We start from the raw sequence: 15,658 nt of genomic DNA, 5'->3' as shown, positions 1-15,658 counted from the left end.
AGATGGTTGTGTAATCATTTTGTCAGGGAGAAGGTGTGCCATGAAAGGAACGAAAATCTACTATTTTTATTTTATCCTCAGTCAGGTCATTTGGGGCGTACTTCCGGCCTTTTGGCTGCTCCTGCGCGAGCTGCCGCCGCTGTATACGCTGTCATCGCGAATCATTTGGGCTTCTGTCCTTTGTTTTTTCTTGATTCTTCAAAAACATCTCCTGCCGGGGCTGAAGGGCGTTGCCAAGGAACGTTGGCAGTGGCCGTATATTGCCGGCGCCTGTATCTTTATTACTCTTAATTGGGGTTCTTACATTTATGCGACGACGCGGGGCTTCATTCTGCAAGCAAGTCTGGCCTATTTTATCAATCCCATCGTCCTCGTATTCTTTGGAAGCATCCTCTTTCGGGAGAAACTGCGGCCCGTACAGAGGCTTTCCGTTGTCGTGGCAGGCCTTGGATTGGCCCTGGCCTTTTTCATCTACGGCGTCGTTCCCTGGCTGTCCTTTATCATCTGCCTGACTTGGGCGACGTACAGCATGATTAAAAAGAAGGTCGTCCTCGACAGTCAGGTATCGGTCTTTATCGAATCTTTTTCGATGGTCCCCCTGGCCTTGGCCTTCATCGCCTTCAGTGAGGCCAACGGTGTCGGTGCGATTGGCGTCTTCAGCGGCTGGCAATGGCTGCTCCTGCCGGCGACAGGCGTCGTTACGGCTGTACCGATGATGCTCTTTTCGGCAGGGGTCAAAGGGATTCCCATTACGACGGGCGGCATTTTAATGTACTTCTCTCCGAGTATCACCTTGATCATCGGGGTCTTGTCCGGTGAGGTCATTACGGAACCGCTGCTGCTGACCTTCTGCTTTGCCTGGGTAGCCGTGGCCCTCTATATGTACGGCATCTATCAGACCATTCATCGTCTTCGTCAAACGACTACATAACAAAAGAGGCTGTGCCCCATGCAGATTTTATCTACATCTTAGGCGCAGCCTCTTTGTGGTTTATCGTATTTTTTGAGGGTTATTTCTTGATGCGTTTATACGCTTTATCGAAATAGCGACCGGCACGGATGTCGTCAGTCATACCTTTGTAGGGGGCTTCGGCAATGACATCTTCGTTGTTTTGACCGGCTTTACCGATGTAGGTAATGTTAGCGAATTCCGGCACCAATAATTTGGGGTAGGTCGCGTATTTTTCACGGGATTCGTGCATAACATCGAGATGTTCATTTTGGTAGCAAACCGTGATTTCCGGATGTTCTTCGACCCACTTCGGGAAGAAAATCGTCCCGTGCATTTTCTTTTCATTGGGCATAAAATCAAGGGCGACATCGGTTCCGGTCGGTTCGGTCCAAGTGACTTTAAAGACGCCGTCCGTCAATTTGACGATATCGGCGGGCTGGTCCGTTACCCAACGGCCGGCGACCATGCCGCCGTGAATGCGGTAATCGACGGTGTGGTCGTTTTTGGCGTACCATTCATATTCCCAGCCGTTATCGTAGGTGTAGATAAAATGGGTGCCTAAAAAATCGTCTAACTCTTTGAATTCCATGGTGATATCCTCCTCTATGGTGAATCTTTTCGGATTATATGGATTTATAGTTAATGGATAAATAATAACATGTAAATAAATACATGTTAACTTACATGGTATATGGTATACTTAATAGTAGAAAAAGTCAAGTCTTTGTAGGCGTACCTGGTTTATAGATTGTCGGAGTCAGCATGTTGAAAGAGGGGTGAGTTGTCGTGGCTCAAAAGAATACACTGCGATACGTGATTTTAGGCTTATTGTCCAAAGCTCCCATGGCGGGCTATGACATAAAAAAAGCCTTCGAAGGAGAAATCGGTGATTTTTGGTACTCGAACCATAGTCAGATTTATCCGGAACTCAGCCGAATGGAACAGGACCGGCTCATCAGCGGTCATGAAGAGATTGTAGGCAGTAAACTGACTAAGAAGAAGTACACCATTACCGATTCCGGGAGAACTGTATTTAATCAATGGTTGTCGGAATCGTTGAATGCCCTGCCGCCAACGCGGGATGAATTTGCCATGAAGGTCTATTTTATGGATTCGGCACAAGATCCATTGCTGGTGACCTTGTTTCGCGAGGAAATTCTGCGCCATGAAGAAAAACTCGACTATTTGCAGTCTCGCTGGCAGGTGTTATTTGCCGGTAAGGACAGGGATGACGGCCACTTTGGCCACGCCTTGATTTTAGAACGGGCCATTCGTCGTGAAAAAGATTTGTTAGTCTGGCTCCATGAGGCGGAGAAGCGCCTGCCGGGGAAACCATAAATGTGGGGTAGTAACGAAAAAACGTCCCCTTGAAATCAGATGTTCAGTCTGACTTTCAAGGGGACGTTTATTTTATCTAAGTGTCTTTTGGATTATTTGCTTTCAAAGAAGGCTTTATAGGCCAAATAGCCACTGTACGCATCAGCTTTGGCGACGATTTCTAAGGGAGCGTGCATGCTGTGCATGGCGACGCCGCAGTCGACGACGTCGCAGCCCCAGTCGGCCATGATGTAGGCGATGGTTCCGCCGCCGCCCTGGTCGACTTTACCGAGTTCGCCGACCTGCCAGGGGACATCGTTTTCGTTGAAGATGCGGCGGATCTTGGACATGAATTCGGCATTAGCATCGTTGCTGCCGCCTTTTCCGCGGGCGCCGGTGTATTTGCACAGGCAGATGCCGTAGCCTAATTGGGCCGAGTTTTGTTTTTCATAGGCATCGGCAAAGACCGGGTCGAAGGCTGCCGAAACGTCAGCCGATAAGACTTCGCTGTTGCGCATCGTCCGGCGCAGCCAGATTTCTTCCGGGTGGTTTTGAAGGGCCAGGAGTTCGGCAATGAAGTCCGGGAAGTACGACGACTGGACCCCTGTATTGCCGACGGAGCCGATTTCTTCTTTATCGGCAAAGAGGGCGACCTGCGTCTTTTCACCGGCTTTGGCGTCGAGGATGGCCGCCAGGTTGGCGTAGGAGCAGACGCGGTCATCGTGGCCGTGAGACATGATCATCGAACGGTCGAGGCCGACGTCGCGGCTCTTGACGGCAGGGATGATTTCCAGTTCAGCACTGGTGAAGTCTTCTTCTTCGATGTCGTATTTTTCTTTGAGCAGCGACAAGATAGCCGGCTTGGTTTCTTTTTCTTCCGTGTGAATGCCGACGAGGGGCATGAGCATTTCGCCGCTGATGGCTTCGCTCAATTTTTTGGCAGCCTGATCCTTACCGAGATGGGGCAGGAGGTCATTGATGAAGAGGACCGGATCGTTGGGATCTTCGCCGATAGAGACGTCGACTCGCGTTCCGTCCGCTTTATAGACGACGCCGATGAGGGACAAGGGCATGCAGACCCACTGGTATTTGAGGACGCCGCCGTAGTAATGGGTTTTTAAGTAAACGATTTTGTCCTGCTCGATGACCGGGATGGCCTTGACGTCGAGACGGGGGCAGTCGATGTGCGAGCCTACGATCTTGAGGCCTGCTTCAATCGGATCAGAGCCGATGACGGCTAAGATGACCGATTTGCCCTTTTGGTCCCAGTATACTTTGTCGCCGGCCTTGAGGCTGGAGTACTCGCTGAGGGGCTTGAAACCGGCTTCGACGGCTTGACGGAGTATTTCTTTATTGGCCAGTCGTTCGGTACGGGCTGTATCGAGAAATTGACGGTATTTGCTGCTATAGGATTCCATCTGGTAACGCTGTTCTTCTGAAAAGCGAGACCAGGCACTGTTTTCTGTATCAAATGCTTTCATGAGTGATCCTCCTTTAGAATTATTATTGTCTATTATACTCCAAAATGGTGCTCTTTGTCGCGGGGCCGGGACGCATCTTTCGCCCTTCCGCTTATTTTTTTATGAATAATGGTGAATAAAATAAAAATAATACTTGCATTATTATAAAAATAGTAGTATTATTAACCATATTTTATAAATAATAATTCATAAATAGGGGGATTTATGATGATGGATAAGAGGGGTATAAAGCAGTTAGTATACGAGGTTGCACCGGATATTATTGCCATGCGGCGTCATATTCATGAAAATCCAGAGCTATCCGGTGAAGAAGTAAAGACGTCGGCCTTTATGGCCGAGAAACTTCGGTCCTTTGGGGTGGAGGTCACGGAACATGTGGCCGGCACGACGGCAGTACTGGGGCGCTTACAAGGGGGAAAGCCGGGCCCGGTCATCGCCTTGCGGGCCGATATGGATGCCTTGCCTATGACGGAGGAAACGGGGCTGCCCTTTGCTTCCAAAACTACCGGCAAGATGCATGCCTGCGGCCATGACGGTCATATGAGCATCCTCTTAGGTGCCGCCGAGGTGTTGAGCCGGATGAAAGACGACATTTCGGGGACTGTCGTCTTTATTTGCCAGCCGTCTGAAGAAAAATCACCTGTCGGCGGTGCCAAGGGATTGATTGCATCGGGGGCACTCGACGGGATCGATGCTGTCTATGGCCTTCACGTCTGGCCGACGTTGCCCAGCGGTACGATTGGCGTCTTGCCGGGACCGATGATGGCAGCCTCCGATCATATTCGCATCGTCATGAATGGCAAGGCCAGCCACGCGGCCATGCCTCATAAGGGCATCGATACTATCGTCGCCGGCGCTCAGTTCCTGACGGCAGCTCAGACCATTATCAGCCGCCGCGTCAATCCGCTGTATCCGGCCGTCTTGACCTTTGGTAAAATCACGGGAGGCACGCGGTATAACGTCGTCGCCGATACGGTGGAAATCGAAGGCACTTGTCGGACTTACCATGAAGAGGCCCAGGATGCTGTCGAAACGTATTTAAAGGATACGCTAAAGGGGATCGACGCCATGTACGGCACGGAAAGCACCCTTTCTTATGAACGGGGCTACGCCGCCGTCCGCAATACGCCGAGTCAGGCCGACTTTATTGCCGGCGTCGTCCGTCAGTGCCTGGGCAGTGAGGGATTAGCCGACGTCCGGGAACCGGCTATGACGGCGGAAGATTTTTCGGGTTACCTGCAGCATTTTGACGGCGGTTTCTTCTGGCTCGGTGCGACGCCGGAGGGGAATACGGTTTATCCGCTGCACAATACGCATTTTGCTGTCGATGAAAAATGTCTGCCCATCGGGGTAGAAGTCATGGTATCGTTGGTACTTGCAAAAACCGCATAATTTTTTGAAGAAGGCCTTCTATGATTTAAAATCACAGGAGGTCTCTTTTTTTGAATAATTCTTTCTTTTTTTGGAAAGAATTATTTTTTCATTTTTTGAGGGAGTGCGGTTACCTATGGGCTGATAAGAAATAATAATAATGGTTATCAGTGATAAAGTTTCAATCTTTTAGGAATACTCATAGATATAGGCTACATCTTAATTTTTTAGCATACCCATAACTCTTGACTTTTTTTGTCCAAAAAAATATGATAGAAGCAAGAATTACAAATACTAATTACGAATACGGAGTGCTTTTTATGTTTATGAATCGGCAAACGGATTATGCGTTGCGGATGTTGCGTGCCTTGACGGACGAAAAACAGCATAGTGTGCGTTCGCTGGCCGAAGATGAACAAGTTCCGCAAGCATTCACTTACAAAATTCTAAAGAAACTATCTCAAGCTGGGCTTGTTAAGCTATCCAGAGGACCGGGAGGTGGTTGTCACTTAGTCGAAGATTTAAAAAATGTCAGCCTGTATGATCTGATTACGATTATGGAGGGTGATGCCCATGTAACGGCGTGCATGCAGGGGTCTTATGATTGTGAATGGCGCAGAACACACGGGATTTGCAAAATCCATTTAAACTTGTGTGTCGTCCAAGAAGAAATCAATCAAAAACTGCGTGCAAAAAGCCTGTGGGAAATCATTGGTAAAAATAGTTAATTAAGTTGTATCCATAAAGGAGGAGTATGATATGCTGTTTCAAACAACTGCCGAACATGAAGCCTTACGAAAAGAGATTCGCAAATTCGCGGAAACGGAAGTAAAACCGATCGCCTTTTCGCTGGACCAGAACAGTGAATTTCCGGATGAAATCGTAAAGGCTATGGGCAAACATGGCTGGATGGGTCTTCCGTATCCTAAGGAATACGGCGGTGCCGGCCTCGATGTTACAAGCTATGCCATTGCTGTTGAAGAATTTTCCCGCGTTGACGGCGGTGTCGGCGTTATCCTGTCGGCTCACACCTCGCTGGGCTCCTATCCGATTGCAGCCTTTGGTAATGAAGAACAGAAGAAAAAATACTTGGTTCCTTTAGCAAAAGGTGAAAAAATTGGCGCCTTCGGCCTGACCGAAGAAAACGCAGGTTCTGACGCCGGCGGTACGGAAACGACGGCTGTCGACAAAGGCGACTACTACCTCTTGAACGGCGGCAAGATTTTCATCACCAACGCTCCGAAGGCTGATATTTACGTCGTATTTGCTGTTACGACGCCGGATATCGGCACCAAAGGCATTTCGGCCTTCATCGTAGAAAAAGGCTGGGAAGGCTTTAGCTTCGGCGAACACTATGATAAACTGGGCATCCGCTCGTCTACGACGGCAGAACTGGTTTTCAATGACGTCAAAGTTCCGAAAGCAAACCTGCTCGGCAAAGAAGGCCAGGGCTTTAAGATCGCTATGGCAACCCTCGACGGCGGCCGTATCGGCATCGGTGCTCAGGCTCTCGGTATCGCTCAGGGCGCTTATGAAAGTGCTCTTGACTACGCGAAAGAACGTATCCAGTTCGGTCAGCCTATCGGCATCCATCAGGGTATCTCCTTTAAATTGGCCGATATGGCAACGAAACTTCGTGCTTCCCGCTACCTGATTTACTCGGCAGCTGAATTGAAAGAAAAACACGAATCGTACAGCATGGAAGCTGCTATGGCTAAGATGTACGCTTCTGATGCGGCTATGGAAATCACCAACGACGCCCTTCAGATCTTCGGCGGCTCCGGCTTCATCAAAGGGATGGATGTTGAACGTGCTTACCGCGATGCTAAAATCACGACGATCTACGAAGGCACTAACGAAATCCAGCGCGTCGTCATTGCCGCTCACCTCTTAGGTAAAATCGGCAAGGCTGATGGTGGCGCCAGCCGCAGCTCGGCTCCGAAAAAACCGGCTCCTGTTACGGGCATCCGTAAAAACCAGTTGTTTCGAGACGGAAGCGCAAAAGACAAAGTCAAAGCCCTCGCAGACGCCCTCAGACATGATGGATACGACTTCTCCGTCGGTATTGCAGCAGATACGCCTATTGTTGAGGCAGAACGTGTTGTCTCAGCTGGCAAGGGCATTGGGAAAAAAGAAAACATGAAGCTCATCGAAGATTTGGCCAAGGCTGCCGGGGCTGCTATCGGTTCGTCCCGTCCGGTCGCTGAAACCCTTCGCTATGTACCGCTCAATCGCTATGTCGGCATGTCCGGCCAGAAATTCACGGGCAACTTATACATTGCCTGCGGCATTTCCGGTGCGAAACAGCATTTGAAAGGCATCAAAGATGCTTCGACGATTGTAGCCATCAATAAAAATGGCAATGCTCCGATCTTTAAGAACTGTGACTATGGTATTGTCGGCGATGTCCAGGAAATTCTGCCGCTCTTAGCGCAGGAACTTGGCTTGGAAGATAAGAAACCGGCTCCGCCGATGGTTAAGATGAAACGCCCGGTCGTTCCCAAACCGGAACCGATTGGACCGAAGTATGTCTGCAACGGCTGCGGCTATGTCTATATTCCTGAATTAGGTGATGAAGAAGCTGATATTGCACCGGGAACCTTGTTTAAGGACTTGCCTGATGATTGGGTTTGCCCGGAATGCGCTGAAGAAAAGAGTCATTTTATTCAAGAATAGTGCGGCGAAAGGAGTCGATAAATTATGTATTGCGTACGCAAAGTAACGAAAGATGTTTTTTGGGTCGGTGCCAATGACCACAGATTGCATTTGTTTGAAAATATTCATCCCATTCCCTTGGGCGTTTCCTATAATGCTTACCTCTTGCTCGACGAAAAGACGGTATTGTTCGATACGGTTGACTGGTCTGTGTGCCGTCAGTTCTTAGAAAACGTAGAACACGTCCTCGGCGGCCGTGACCTCGACTACATGGTCATCAACCATATGGAACCGGACCACTGCGCCAGCATGGAAGAAATTGTCCTCCGCTATCCGAATGTTAAAATCATCAGCACGGAAAAATCCTTCATGCTCATGCGCCAGTTCGGCTTTAAGATCGACAACCAGGAATTGATCGAAGTCAAGGAAGGCGACACGACGACCTTTGGCAAACATACCGTCGCCTACGTAGAAGCTCCGATGGTTCACTGGCCGGAAGCCATGGTAACCCTCGACCTTACCGACGGCATTCTCTTCTCGGCTGACGCCTTTGGTTCCTTCATCGCCCTTGACGGCAAATTGTTCGCCGATGAAGTCAACTTCGACCGCGATTGGCTCGATGAAGCCCGCCGTTATTACACCAACATCGTCGGCAAATACGGCCCTCACGTACAGCACCTCTTAGGCAAGGCTGCGAAGGTCTTGGATAAGATTAAAGTCATTTGCCCGCTCCACGGCCCGGTCTGGAGAGATGACTTCCCCTATCTGCTCGACAAATATCAGCGTTGGAGCACGTATACACCGGAAGAAAAAGGCGTCCTCATCGCTTATTCTTCGATGTACGGCAACACGGAAGCAGCTGCACAGAACCTGGCCTCCAAGCTTTGTGAAAAAGGCGTTACCAATATCCGTGTCTGCGACGTCTCCTCGACTCACGTATCGGAACTGATTTCCCAGACCTTTAAGCTCTCTCACTTGGTACTGGCTTCGGTTACGTACAACCTGGGCATCTATCCGGTCATGCTGGACTTCCTCGAACACATGAAGGCCCTCCACGTACAGAAACGGACGATTGCCTTGATTGAAAACGGCTCTTGGGCTGTTAAATCCGGCGATTTGATGCAGGAATTCATTGACAACAACCTGGCTGACATGACGATCCTCAACGAACGCCTGTCCCTGGCTTCGGCTATGCATGACGACAAAGCGGTGGAATTGGAACACTTGGCCGACGCTTTGGTCGAAAGCATCAACAACACTGACGTAAAATAATCATACTCTTTCTCTTCCCTAAGATTGGGCTCGGATTCTATCCGGGTCCAATTTTTTTATGTTTTTAGAATTTGCATAATAATTTTCGAAAAAATGCAAGAGAAAAAAGGAATCTGCCTGCCTTACAGCGAATATATAATAGTAACTGATTCCATAGGAGGCGATTGTTTTATGAAAGAATACACAAGTGATAAAATTCGCAACGTTGCTGTACTTTCGCACGATGGCGCCGGTAAAACGGCGGTTGTTGAATCGTTACTGCTGGCCTGCGGCGCCGTCGATGCCGTTGGCGTCGGTAAAGACAACAAGCACATTATGGATTATGAACCGGAAGAAATTAAGCGAAACGTAACGATTCAGCTCAGTATTGCGCCTTGCGAATGGGAAGGCTATAAACTGAATTTCCTCGATACGCCGGGGTATTCTGAATTTTGCGGTGAAGTTCGCGCAGCCCTTCGGGCCAGTGACGGCATTCTGCTGGTCGTATCGGCAGAATCGGGCGTCGAAATGGATACGGAACGGGCCTGGGATTACGGCCTCGAACTGAAACTGCCGCGCATGGTCTATGTCAATAAGATGGACGTGGAACACGCTGACTTCTTTGGCTGCCTGGAAAAACTGCGGGCCGTATTTGGCAAATCCATCATGCCTCTTCAGATTCCAATCGGTGAAGGCAAAGATTTCCGCGGGATTATCGACGTCTGCAAAATGGTCGCCTGGGAATGGAATAATGGACAATGCACGGAAATTAAAGTTCCGCCGGAATACATGGCCAAGGCTCGTGAAGTACGGGAAATGTGCATGGAAGCCGCTGCGGAAGGCGACGATGAACTGCTGGAAAAATACCTCAACGGCGATGAACTGACGATCGAAGAACTCCGCAAGGGCCTCTATCAAGGTATGCTCACGGGCCGCGTTTGCCCGCTGATGTGCGGCAGCGCCATCCACCATATCGGTACGGCAGAACTCTTGCGCCGTATCATTACCTACATGCCGGACGCATCCCAGAAGGTCATGATGGGTACCGATAAGAAGACGGAAGAACCGGTCATGGTATATCCTAATAAACCCTTTACGGCTTTCGTATTTAAAACCGTCGTCGATCCCTTTGCCGGAAAACTCAGCTATGTCCGCATTTTCTCGGGCGAACTGAAAGAAGGGGACCGACTCTATAACGTAACCCAGGGCGAAGACGAAAAGATGGGCAAAGTTTTGACCATGGTTGGCAAGGAACCGATTCCCGTTCCCGTCGCCATTGCCGGCGATATCGTCGTCCTGCCGAAACTGGCTCATGCCCGGACCGGCGATACCTTTGCCGCCCCGGACTTCCAGGTAACCTATGATCCCATTCGTTTCCCCAACCCGCTCCATACGGTAGCCCTCGTTCCGGAAAAGAAGGGTGAAGAAGAAAAATTGATGAACGCCCTCCTTCGGATCAGCGAAGAAGATCCGACGTGCACTATCGACAAGAGTGTTGAAGGCAAACAGCTCATCGTTCGCTGCATGGGCGACGTCCACCTCGATCATATCCTGATTAAGATTGAACGGAAATACGGTGTCAAAGCGAAACAGGAAGAATTGTACATCCCCTATCGGGAAACGATTAAGGAAAAAGCCACGGCCGAAGGCAAACATAAGAAACAGAGCGGTGGTCACGGTCAGTTCGGCCACGTATTCCTCGATATCGAACCCCTTACGACGGGCGAACCTTTCGAATTCGTCGATAAGATTTTTGGCGGCGCCGTACCGAGACAGTACATTCCGGCTGTTGAAAAAGGCGTCCGCGAAACCTTGGAAAAAGGCCTTATCGCCGGCTTCCCGATGATCAACGTCAAAGTTACCCTGACTGACGGCTCGTACCATCCGGTCGACTCTTCGGAAATGGCCTTTAAAGTCGCTGCCGGCCAGGCGTTGAAGAAAGCCGTACCGGAAGCGAAACCGATTCTCCTGGAACCGATTTACAACGTCGACGTCGTCATCCCTGAAGATTATATGGGCGATGTCATGGGCGACTTCAGCAGCCGCCGCGGCCGTATCCTCGGCATGGAACACCATCGCAACCGCAAGGGCATCATCGTCGTAAAGGCGCAGGTCCCCTTGGCTGAAATGCGGGATTATGTAACCGTTCTTCGTTCCATGACCCAGGGCAAGGGTACCTTCAATATGGAATTCTATGCCTATGAAGAAGTACCGAAAAAAATCATGGATGAAATCATTGAAAAGAGACAGGCCGAATAACGAACGACCTGCCTGATCATAGGTTAAAATCGGCGCTGCCTGAAAGTTTCTTTCGGGCAGCGCTTTTTTGCGCGAATAAAGCAGTCCATTGGGGATGGGAATAGAGAATAACTATGCATAATTAGCATGTAATACTTTACTTAAACGCTTGTAACCTCGGCGGGGGCGGCGTATAATATGACTATAAGTAAACGTAAAACGTCGTACTATGCAATCGGTATAGATACTGTGGAAAGGGTGATTTCTATGTCCCAATGGACAGATATGTACAAACAAAAATTGATGACCGCTGAAGAGGCTGTAAAAGTCGTAAAATCCGGCGATTGGGTAGACTATGGTATGGGTACGACCCAGCCGGTTCTTCTCGACCAGGCTCTGGCGGCTCGTCGCGATGAACTGAAGGATGTAAAAGTTCGCATGTGTCTTTCCGTCGCTCCGCGGCAGATCATTGAACAGGATCCGGAACGGAAAGCCTTTACGGCGATGAACTGGCATATGGGCGGCTACGACCGGAAAAAATGTGCCCTCGGCCAGATGAACTTCATCCCCATGTGCTACCGCAATAAACCGTCTATGTATCGCGACCTTCTCGATGTTGACGTTGCGCTTATCACGGTCGGCCCTATGGATAAACACGGTTTCTTCAACTTTGGCCTGGCTGTATCGGCAACGGAAGCCATTACTCAAAAGGCTAAAAAGGTCATCGTCGAAGTCAATGAAGCCATGCCTCGCGTCCTCGGCGGCCGCGGCGAATGCATTCATATCAGCGACATCGACGGCATCGTTGAATACGGCAATCATCCCTTAGCCACAATTCCCTTTGCAACGGGTGATGATATCGACGCTACCATTGCCAAAATGATCGTTGAACAGGTCCCTAACGGGGCGACCTTACAGCTGGGCATCGGCAGCCTGCCGAATACGATTGGCGCCCTCTTGGCCGAATCGGATTTGAAAGATTTGGGCGTCCACACGGAAATGCTCGTCGACGCTTTCTATCTGATGCATAAGAACGGTCAGCTGACCAACCGCCGCAAGGCTTTCTGCCCCAATAAGGTCAGTTGGTCCTTTGCCATGGGGACGCAGGAACTCTATGACTGGATGGATGATAACCCGTACTTGGCAGCGTATCCGGTCGATGTCATCAACGACCCCTTTACCATCGCCCAGATGGATAACTTTATTTCCATTAATAACTGTATTGAAGTCGATCTCTTCGGCCAGGTTTCTTCCGAATCGTCGGGCACGCAGCAGATCAGCGGCAGCGGCGGACAGCTTGACTTTACCGACGGTGCCTATCGTTCGCCGGGCGGCAAGAGCATCATTGCCCTGCGCTCGACCTTCCATAATAAGAAGACCGGCCGCGATGAATCGCGCATCCTGCCGACACTGGCTCCGGGAACGACTATTACCGACCCGCGGTCGCAGATCAACTTCATTGTTACCGAATACGGCATGGTCAACCTCATGGGGGCATCGACGTGGGAACGGGCAGAACGCCTGATCAGCATCGCTCACCCTGATTTCCGGGAAGGCCTCATCAAAGAAGCTGAAAAAATGAAAATCTGGCGTTACAGCAATAAAAAATAAGTGTCTTTAAATTTACAGGCCGTCCGATTGGGCGGCCTTTTGTCATGCTGAATCTTAGGGGAAGACTATTAAAAATAATAAAACTTTGCTATAATATAATGGTATGCGCCCATTTTGAAGGGCAGTATAGCAAAACAGATTCGGACTGCAGGACCGCTTTCGGCCGGCAGTTATTTTCAGTTTGTATATGAGGTGAAATTTGTGGACGAACAACAAGTAGATAAGATTGTGCCGGTTTGTCTGGAAAGTGAAATGCAGACGTCGTACATCGACTATGCCATGAGCGTCATCATCACTCGTGCCCTGCCGGATGTACGCGACGGGTTGAAGCCGGTTCACCGGCGAATTCTCTACGCCATGCATGAAGCGGGCATGACGCCGAACAAACCGTATAAGAAATCGGCCCGTATTGTCGGTGAAGTTTTAGGTAAGTATCACCCCCACGGGGACATCTCCGTCTATGATGCGACCGTCCGCTTGGCCCAGGATTTTTCGACGCGATATCCCCTGGTCGACGGCCATGGCAACTTTGGTTCTGTCGACGGTGACTCGGCGGCCGCCATGCGTTATACCGAAGTTCGTATGGCCCGGATTACGGGAGAAATGCTGGAAGATATCGACAAGGAAACCGTCGATTTCATGCCCAACTACGACGGATCTTTACAGGAACCGACGGTCTTGCCGTCAAAAATCCCGAACCTCTTAGTCAATGGCTCGGCAGGGATTGCTGTTGGCATGGCGACCAACATTCCGCCCCATAATTTAAGCGAAGTCGTCGACGGCTGCGTTCAGCTTATCGATAACCCCGATTCCAGCCTGGAAGAAATCATGACCAAGGTTAAAGGCCCTGATTTTCCGACCGGTGCTAAAATTATGGGCCGCGACGGCATCCTCAAAGCCTATTCGACGGGCCGTGGCAGCATCAAGATGCGTTCTTGTGCTTCCATCGAACCGATGAATAAGGGCAAGAACCGCATCGTCGTTACGGAAATCCCGTACCAGGTCAACAAGGCCCGGGTCATTGAATCCATTGCCGATTTGTCCCGCAATAAGGAAATCGACGGCATCACGGCGCTTCGCGATGAATCGGACCGCAAGGGGATGCGCATCGTCATCGAACTTCGTGCTGACGTCAACCCCGATATCGTCCTGAACAAGCTGTATAAACACACCCAGCTCCAGGAAACGTTCGGTGTCATCATGCTGGCTCTCGTCGACGGCCATCCGCGAGTTTTGACGTTGAAACAGATTCTGACCTACTATTTAGACCATCAGAAAAACGTTATCACCCGCCGCAGCCAGTTTGAACTGGACAAGGCACTGGCCCGCGCCCATATCTTAGAAGGTCTGCTCATCGCCCTCGACCACATCGACGAAGTCATTAAGACCATTCGTGAATCGGCAACGGACGAAGTGGCAAAACAGTCCCTCATGACCCGATTCGGCCTCAGCGAAAAACAGGCTGTTGCCATCCTCGATATGCGTCTGCGCCGCCTGACCGGTCTCGAACGCGAAAAAATCGAAGAAGAATATAAGGAACTGGAAGAACGCATTGCCTACTTGCGCAGCGTTTTGGCCGATGAACATAAGGTTATGGAAATCGTTAAAACGGAACTCCTCGATGCGAAAAAGAAATTCGGCGACAAACGTCGTACAGAAATCGTGGCCGATTCTTCTGATTTTGCCATCGAAGACATGATTCCCAATGAACGCATGGTCCTGACCCTTACCCGTCGGGGATACATGAAGCGCATCAACGCCAATGTATACCATACGCAGAATAAGGGCGGCCGCGGTATCAAGGGAATGGGGACGAAAGACGAAGACGCCGTTAACCACCTGCTCTATACGTCGGCGTGGAATACGGTCTTGTTCTTTACCAACTTTGGCCGCGTCTATCGCTTGAAGTCCTACGAAATTCCGGAAGCCAACAGCCGTAACTCGAAGGGCATGGCAGCGATCAACATCCTGCCCTTGTCCAACGGTGAAAAGGTCAACGCCCTCATCGACCTCGATCAGGTCGACCCGTCGATGAACCTCTTCATGGTAACGGAAAAAGGCTTGGTCAAGAAGACGGCCCTTCACGAATTTAAGAACGTTCGCCGCAACGGCCTCATCGCCATTTCCCTCATGGAAGGCGACCACTTGGCTAAGGTTCGTTTGACCAGTGGCGACCAGACCATCATTTTGGCAACGAAATTGGGCATGGCCATCTGCTTTAATGAAAACGATGTCCGTCCTATGGGCCGCAATACGCGCGGCGTCCGCGGCATTACCCTGGCTGACGGAGATATGGTCATCGGAGCCGACGTCCTGGCCGAAGACTGCCAGGTTCTGACGGTCAGTGAAGAAGGCTTTGGCAAGCGCAATAACGTCGATGCCTATAAAGTCCAGCTTCGCGGCGGCAAGGGAATCAAGAACTTTAAGATTACTCCCAAGACCGGTGACATCGTCGGCGTCGAAGTCGTCCACGAAGGACAGGAACTGATGCTCATCACGTCGAACGGTATCGTCATCCGGACCGACATTGAAAGCATTGGCATCAAGAAAGGACGCAACACGTCCGGCGTCAAGATCCAAAAACTGGAAGGCGACGACAAGGTCGCAGCCCTCGATACGATTGCTATCGAAGGAACGGACGAAGACGACGAACAAGAACAGACGAAACTGTTTAAAGAATAGTCGAATAAAGAATCACTGAAAGGCCGCCTCTACAGGCGGCCTTTTTTATATCTATAAATTAAACCTATAGATAGTCTTGACAATTCCTTTACACGGGAGT

Annotated in this window: 11 protein-coding genes and 1 pseudogene; 10 read left to right on the top strand and 2 right to left on the bottom strand. The window is 50.1% G+C overall.

Annotation, left to right across the window (positions count from 1 at the left end; translation table 11 throughout):
- The first annotated feature begins 40 nt into the window (after positions 1-40).
- A complete protein-coding gene (rarD, locus tag HMPREF3201_RS06885) occupies positions 41-931 on the top strand; it encodes an EamA family transporter RarD (protein ID WP_062412356.1) in 891 nt (296 codons plus the stop codon).
- Positions 932-1,010: 79 nt separating this feature from the next.
- On the opposite strand, the gene HMPREF3201_RS06880 is transcribed toward rarD, so the two are convergent.
- Positions 1,011-1,541, bottom strand: coding sequence for a phenolic acid decarboxylase (locus HMPREF3201_RS06880; protein WP_154254445.1), 531 nt, complete (start codon positions 1,539-1,541; stop codon positions 1,011-1,013).
- 197 nt (positions 1,542-1,738) lie between these two features.
- Here HMPREF3201_RS06880 and HMPREF3201_RS06875 point away from each other — a divergent pair, with 197 nt between their 5' ends.
- Positions 1,739-2,290: a PadR family transcriptional regulator gene (locus tag HMPREF3201_RS06875; protein ID WP_062412354.1), complete on the top strand. Its 552-nt coding sequence runs from the start codon at positions 1,739-1,741 to the stop codon at positions 2,288-2,290.
- Positions 2,291-2,382: 92 nt separating this feature from the next.
- Here the strand turns inward: HMPREF3201_RS06875 and HMPREF3201_RS06870 are convergent, their stop codons facing one another.
- Positions 2,383-3,750, bottom strand: coding sequence for an aminopeptidase (locus tag HMPREF3201_RS06870; RefSeq protein ID WP_062412353.1), 1,368 nt, complete (start codon positions 3,748-3,750; stop codon positions 2,383-2,385).
- Positions 3,751-3,957: 207 nt separating this feature from the next.
- Between HMPREF3201_RS06870 and HMPREF3201_RS06865 the strand changes: the two genes are divergently transcribed.
- From HMPREF3201_RS06865 to gyrA, 8 genes and pseudogenes are all read left to right on the top strand, one after another.
- Positions 3,958-5,142 carry a M20 metallopeptidase family protein gene (locus tag HMPREF3201_RS06865; RefSeq protein ID WP_062412352.1) on the top strand — a complete coding sequence of 395 codons (1,185 nt, stop codon included), beginning with the start codon at positions 3,958-3,960 and terminating at the stop codon, positions 5,140-5,142.
- Positions 5,143-5,441: 299 nt separating this feature from the next.
- Entirely contained in the window at positions 5,442-5,849 is a 408-nt protein-coding gene (locus tag HMPREF3201_RS06860; RefSeq protein ID WP_044502840.1) for an RrF2 family transcriptional regulator, read from the top strand.
- 31 nt (positions 5,850-5,880) lie between these two features.
- Positions 5,881-7,011 (top strand): annotated as a pseudogene (locus tag HMPREF3201_RS12015) (acyl-CoA dehydrogenase); the annotation flags it as partial.
- 90 nt (positions 7,012-7,101) lie between these two features.
- Positions 7,102-7,797, top strand: a complete 696-nt coding sequence (locus HMPREF3201_RS12105) for an FAD-binding protein (RefSeq protein ID WP_227163197.1) — start codon at positions 7,102-7,104, stop codon at positions 7,795-7,797.
- A 24-nt stretch (positions 7,798-7,821) separates the two neighbouring features.
- Complete coding sequence (locus HMPREF3201_RS06850) at positions 7,822-9,048, top strand: FprA family A-type flavoprotein (protein ID WP_062412351.1); 1,227 nt, start codon at positions 7,822-7,824, stop codon at positions 9,046-9,048.
- Positions 9,049-9,219: 171 nt separating this feature from the next.
- A complete protein-coding gene (gene fusA, locus HMPREF3201_RS06845; RefSeq protein WP_062412350.1) occupies positions 9,220-11,286 on the top strand; it encodes an elongation factor G in 2,067 nt (688 codons plus the stop codon).
- A 246-nt stretch (positions 11,287-11,532) separates the two neighbouring features.
- Positions 11,533-12,876 carry an acetyl-CoA hydrolase/transferase family protein gene (locus tag HMPREF3201_RS06840; protein WP_062412349.1) on the top strand — a complete coding sequence of 448 codons (1,344 nt, stop codon included), beginning with the start codon at positions 11,533-11,535 and terminating at the stop codon, positions 12,874-12,876.
- A 201-nt stretch (positions 12,877-13,077) separates the two neighbouring features.
- On the top strand, positions 13,078-15,558 hold the full coding sequence (gene gyrA, locus HMPREF3201_RS06835) for a DNA gyrase subunit A (protein ID WP_062412348.1): 2,481 nt from the start codon (positions 13,078-13,080) through the stop codon (positions 15,556-15,558).
- The last annotated feature ends 100 nt before the right edge of the window (positions 15,559-15,658 follow it).

Source organism: Megasphaera sp. MJR8396C (assembly GCF_001546855.1).
Taxonomy (GTDB): Bacteria; Bacillota; Negativicutes; order Veillonellales; family Megasphaeraceae; genus Megasphaera.
This window is presented reverse-complemented; position numbering and strand designations above follow the sequence as displayed.

What these genes read in the sequence shown, in the direction of transcription:
- fusA (WP_062412350.1), top strand. Translation starts at nt 9,220, where the DNA reads ATGAAAGAATACACAAGTGATAAAATTCGCAACGTTGCTGTACTTTCG.
- rarD (WP_062412356.1), top strand. Translation starts at nt 41, where the DNA reads ATGAAAGGAACGAAAATCTACTATTTTTATTTTATCCTCAGTCAGGTC.
- HMPREF3201_RS06880 (WP_154254445.1), bottom strand. Translation starts at nt 1,541, where the DNA reads ATGGAATTCAAAGAGTTAGACGATTTTTTAGGCACCCATTTTATCTAC.
- HMPREF3201_RS06865 (WP_062412352.1), top strand. Translation starts at nt 3,958, where the DNA reads ATGATGGATAAGAGGGGTATAAAGCAGTTAGTATACGAGGTTGCACCG.
- HMPREF3201_RS06860 (WP_044502840.1), top strand. Translation starts at nt 5,442, where the DNA reads ATGTTTATGAATCGGCAAACGGATTATGCGTTGCGGATGTTGCGTGCC.
- HMPREF3201_RS06870 (WP_062412353.1), bottom strand. Translation starts at nt 3,750, where the DNA reads ATGAAAGCATTTGATACAGAAAACAGTGCCTGGTCTCGCTTTTCAGAA.
- HMPREF3201_RS06840 (WP_062412349.1), top strand. Translation starts at nt 11,533, where the DNA reads ATGTCCCAATGGACAGATATGTACAAACAAAAATTGATGACCGCTGAA.
- HMPREF3201_RS06850 (WP_062412351.1), top strand. Translation starts at nt 7,822, where the DNA reads ATGTATTGCGTACGCAAAGTAACGAAAGATGTTTTTTGGGTCGGTGCC.